Origin of the sequence: Streptococcus sp. (genome assembly GCF_019414905.1) — a bacterium.
Taxonomy (GTDB): Bacteria; Bacillota; Bacilli; order Lactobacillales; family Streptococcaceae; genus Streptococcus.
The window spans coordinates 1-4,875 of record NZ_DXLC01000228.1 but is presented as its reverse complement, the minus strand read 5'-3'; the positions used below and the strand labels follow the sequence as shown (position 1 = coordinate 4,875).

Sequence of the window (4,875 nt, the reverse complement as noted above, 5' to 3'; positions counted from 1 at the left end):
TCGCAACCTCCATGTGGTCATCATTGGTCACAAAGTGAGTGGCAGGGAAAATCGCCAAATGATCCACTTCTCCCAATACCTGACCTGTCAAAGCCTCCACTTCACGGATACGGTCAATTTCGTCTCCAAAAAATTCTACTCGAAAGGCGTGTTCGTCACGGGAAGCTGGGAAAATCTCCACTACATCCCCACGTACACGAAATCTTCCCCGTTGGAAATCAATATCATTACGTTCAAACTGGATATCAACCAAGTCATTCAAGAGTTTATCACGAGAAATTTCAAGACCTGGACGGAGACTAACGACACTATCAGCGTATTCCTTGGGCGAACCCAGACCATAGATACAAGAGACAGAGGCAACGACAATAACATCATTACGCTCCAAAAGGGCTGATGTCGCTGAGTGGCGGAGCTTGTCAATCTCGTCATTGACAGAACTATCCTTCTCAATGTAGGTATCACTAGAAGGGACATAGGCCTCAGGTTGGTAATAATCATAGTAAGACACAAAGTACTCAACTGCATTTTCAGGGAAAAATTCCTTAAACTCCCCATAGAGCTGGCCTGCTAGCGTTTTATTGTGGGCAATGACCAGAGTGGGTTTATTGACTTTGGAAATGACCTGACTCATGGTGTAGGTCTTCCCTGTTCCAGTCGCCCCCATCAGAATCTGAGCTTTTTCTCCCCCCTCGATATTATCAACCAACTGCTCAATAGCTTGAGGTTGGTCTCCTGAAGGTTGATATTTTGATACTAGTTTAAATTGATTATCTGTAATGCGATTGATCATAAGAATCCTCTTTCCATGTGCTATTCCTATTTTAGCATACTTGTAGCATTTTCACGAAGAAAAGGACGGACCTAAGTCACATCCTTTCATTTTCTTTCTTTAATTGATAAGCGAGATAAAGAATCAGTAGAAACAAAATAATACTGGACATGATGGAACCCTCAATACCAAAAGACCCACCAGATAGCCAGTCTTGATTGCCTTGTGGAGTAAATTTCATGATTGAGGTTCCTGAAGACTGACCACTAACTAATACTCCAAAGAGGTTGCCTTGTGCGAAATTCCAAGCTCCATGAATACCACCTATACCCCATATAGTATCTGTTTTTAGAAGATATAGTGACATGGCAACTCCGAATAAAAAGAGATTCACTAGAGATAGAGGTGTGAGACCCGAATTACCCATATGAAGCAGGGTAAAGAACAGGCTAGATATAAGAACAGCAAGTTTTAGATTGGTTCTTGAGGCCAATTGGGGAAGGAGCCAAGCACGGGACACCACTTCTTCTGTTGTCCCCTGTAAAATCCAAAATGGGATAGTAAAGACAACAAAGATAAGAGAATAAGGATTTAAGTGAATAGACTCAAAACGATATTGCCCCAAGGCCACCAAACCTAACAAGGTCAGAAGAAAAAGTGCCAAACCTAGGCCAAATCCTTTCAGAAGACTGCTGAGGAAATTCTCTCTATAAAATCCCAAGGTTCGAATAGGTCTTTTCTCAACTTTTCTAGTCCATCTGAACACAGTGTTGAGTATAAAACCAAAGGCCAGTAAATCTAAAATTAAATGAAAGTCACTTGTTTTATCCATCAAGCTCTGCTGCAAGGTCTGCAAGTAGGTTGCAAGATTTTGACCAGCCTCTCCAAAATTTCTAGCAAGTCCGATGAGAGCTAACAAACTAATACCATACAGAGTATAAGCCACAAACTCTCCTATGAAGACAAAAGCAAAGGCTAACAAGGGGCTTGTGTAAATGTTTAAACTCATTTTTGAAGCTTGGAAGTCTTTAAATATTCTTTTGTTCTTCATATCCCTGTCCTCTTTTCTTCTATATATACTATTATTATAGCACTTTATAGTAGCAATTCAAGAAAGAAAAGGAAAAAACAATGTTATATTTTCTGACACAGAAATATAAAAATTTGCCTTTTTTTACTTTTTCTGATATAATGGGAAAATATTCGGAAAAGGAGACTAAAAATGAAGAAAAAATTTCTAGCATTTTTGCTAATTTTATTCCCAATTTTCTCATTAGGTATTGCGAAAGCTGAAACGATTAAGATTGTTTCTGATACCGCCTATGCACCTTTTGAGTTTAAAGATTCAGATCAAACTTATAAAGGAATTGATGTTGACATTATCAACAAAGTCGCTGAGATTAAAGGATGGAACATTCAGATGTCCTATCCTGGATTTGATGCAGCGGTAAATGCGGTTCAAGCTGGTCAAGCTGACGCTATCATGGCAGGGATGACAAAGACTAAAGAACGTGAAAAAGTCTTCACCATGTCTGATACTTACTATGACACAAAAGTTGTCATTGCAACTACAAAGGCACACAAGATTAGTAAATATGACCAATTAACTGGCAAAACCGTTGGTGTTAAAAACGGAACTGCTGCTCAACGTTTTCTTGAAACAATCAAAGATAAATACGGCTTTACTATTAAAACATTTGACACTAGTGATTTGATGAACAACAGCTTGAGTGCTGGTGCCATCGATGCCATGATGGATGACAAACCTGTTATCGAATATGCCATTAACCAAGGTCAAGACCTCCATATTGAAATGGACGGTGAAGCTGTAGGTAGCTTTGCTTTCGGTGTTAAAAAAGGTAGCAAATACGAGCACCTGGTTACTGAATTTAACCAAGCCTTGGCTGAAATGAAAAAAGATGGTAGTCTTGATAAAATCATCAAGAAATGGACTGCTTCATCATCTTCAGCAGTTCCAACTACAACTACTCTAGCAGGATTAAAAGCCATTCCTGTTAAAGCTAAATACATTATTGCTAGCGATTCTTCTTTTGCACCTTTTGTTTTCCAAAATTCAAGCAACCAATTTACTGGTATTGATATGGAATTGATTAAGGCAATCGCTAAAGACCAAGGTTTTGAAATTGAAATTACCAACCCTGGTTTTGATGCTGCTATCAGTGCTGTTCAAGCTGGTCAAGCTGATGGTATCATTGCTGGTATGTCTGTCACTGATGCTCGTAAGGCAACTTTTGACTTCTCAGAATCATACTACACTGCCAATACTATCCTTGGTGTCAAAGAATCAAGCAATATTGCTTCTTATGAAGATTTGAAAGGGAAGACAGTTGGTGTTAAAAACGGAACTGCTTCTCAAACATTCCTAACAGAAAATCAAAACAAATACGGTTACAAAATCAAAACATTTGCTGATGGTTCGTCAATGTATGACAGTTTAAACACTGGTGCCATCGATGCCGTTATGGATGATGAACCTGTTCTCAAATATTCTATCAGCCAAGGACAAAAATTGAAAACACCAATCGCTGGAACTCCAATCGGTGAAACAGCCTTTGCCGTTAAAAAAGGAGCAAATCCAGAATTGATTGAAATGTTCAATAACGGACTTGCTAACCTTAAAGCAAACGGTGAATTCCAAAAGATTCTTGACAAATACTTAGCTAGTGAGTCATCAACTGCTTCAACAAGCACTGTTGATGAGACAACTATCTGGGGCTTGCTTCAAAACAACTATAAACAACTCCTTAGCGGGCTTGGTATCACTCTTGCTCTAGCTCTTATCTCATTTGCTATTGCTATTGTTATCGGGATTATCTTCGGTATGTTTAGTGTCAGCCCGTATAAATCTCTTCGTGTGATTTCTGAGATTTTCGTTGACGTTATTCGAGGTATTCCATTGATGATTCTTGCAGCCTTCATCTTCTGGGGAATTCCAAACTTCATCGAGTCTATTACAGGCCAACAAAGTCCAATTAACGACTTTGTAGCTGGTACTATTGCCCTTTCTCTCAATGCAGCCGCTTATATCGCTGAAATCGTTCGTGGCGGTATTCAGGCCGTTCCAGTTGGTCAAATGGAAGCCAGCCGAAGCTTGGGGATCTCTTATGGCAAAACCATGCGTAAGATTATCCTGCCACAAGCAACTAAATTAATGTTGCCAAACTTTGTTAACCAATTCGTTATCGCTCTTAAAGATACAACCATCGTATCTGCTATCGGTTTGGTGGAACTCTTCCAAACTGGTAAGATTATCATCGCCCGTAACTACCAAAGTTTCAAGATGTATGCAATCCTTGCTATCTTCTATCTTGTAATTATCACACTTTTGACTAGACTAGCGAAACGCTTAGAAAAGAGGATTCGTTAATGGCAAAATTAAAAATTGATGTAAATGATTTACACAAAAACTACGGAAAAAATGAAGTCCTAAAAGGAATCACGACTAAGTTCTATGAAGGAGATGTTGTTTGTATCATCGGTCCTTCAGGTTCTGGTAAGTCAACCTTCCTCCGTAGCCTCAATCTTCTAGAAGAAGTCACTAGCGGTCACATCACTGTGAACGGCTATGACTTAACTGAAAAAACAACCAATGTTGACCACGTCCGTGAAAATATCGGCATGGTTTTCCAACACTTCAACCTCTTCCCTCATATGTCTGTATTGGACAACATTACCTTTGCCCCTATTGAGCACAAGTTGATGACTAAGGAAGAAGCTGAGAAATTGGGAATGGAGTTGCTTGACAAGGTTGGGCTAGCAGATAAAGCTAATGCCAACCCAGATAGCCTATCAGGTGGTCAAAAACAACGTGTGGCCATCGCTCGTGGACTTGCAATGAATCCAGACATCATGCTCTTCGATGAACCAACTTCTGCCCTTGACCCTGAGATGGTCGGGGACGTACTAAACGTTATGAAGGAATTGGCTGAGCAAGGTATGACCATGATTATCGTAACCCATGAGATGGGATTTGCCCGTCAGGTTGCCAACCGCGTTATCTTTACTGCAGATGGTGAATTCCTTGAAGACGGAACACCAGATCAAATCTTTGACAACCCACAACACCCACGTCTGAAAGAGTT

Annotated in this window: 4 protein-coding genes; 2 read left to right on the top strand and 2 right to left on the bottom strand. The window is 39.9% G+C overall.

Annotation, left to right across the window (positions count from 1 at the left end; all coding sequences use genetic code 11):
- Both QZ359_RS07040 and QZ359_RS07035 read right to left on the bottom strand, forming a co-directional pair.
- The coding region (locus QZ359_RS07040; protein WP_293964760.1) for a DEAD/DEAH box helicase family protein at positions 1–793 on the bottom strand (793 nt) is incomplete at its 3' end.
- A 76-nt stretch (positions 794–869) separates the two neighbouring features.
- The gene (locus QZ359_RS07035) at positions 870–1,823 is read right to left on the bottom strand and encodes a CPBP family intramembrane glutamic endopeptidase (protein ID WP_293964758.1); all 954 of its coding nucleotides are present in this window, start codon (positions 1,821–1,823) and stop codon (positions 870–872) included.
- Between the two features lie 171 nt (positions 1,824–1,994).
- On the opposite strand from QZ359_RS07035, the gene QZ359_RS07030 reads away from it, so the two are divergent.
- A complete protein-coding gene (locus QZ359_RS07030; protein WP_293964756.1) occupies positions 1,995–4,160 on the top strand; it encodes an ABC transporter substrate-binding protein/permease in 2,166 nt (721 codons plus the stop codon).
- Positions 4,160–4,875 (top strand): amino acid ABC transporter ATP-binding protein (locus QZ359_RS07025; protein ID WP_293964754.1); only part of this gene is annotated, 716 nt, incomplete at its 3' end. The genes QZ359_RS07030 and QZ359_RS07025, both read left to right, overlap by 1 nt.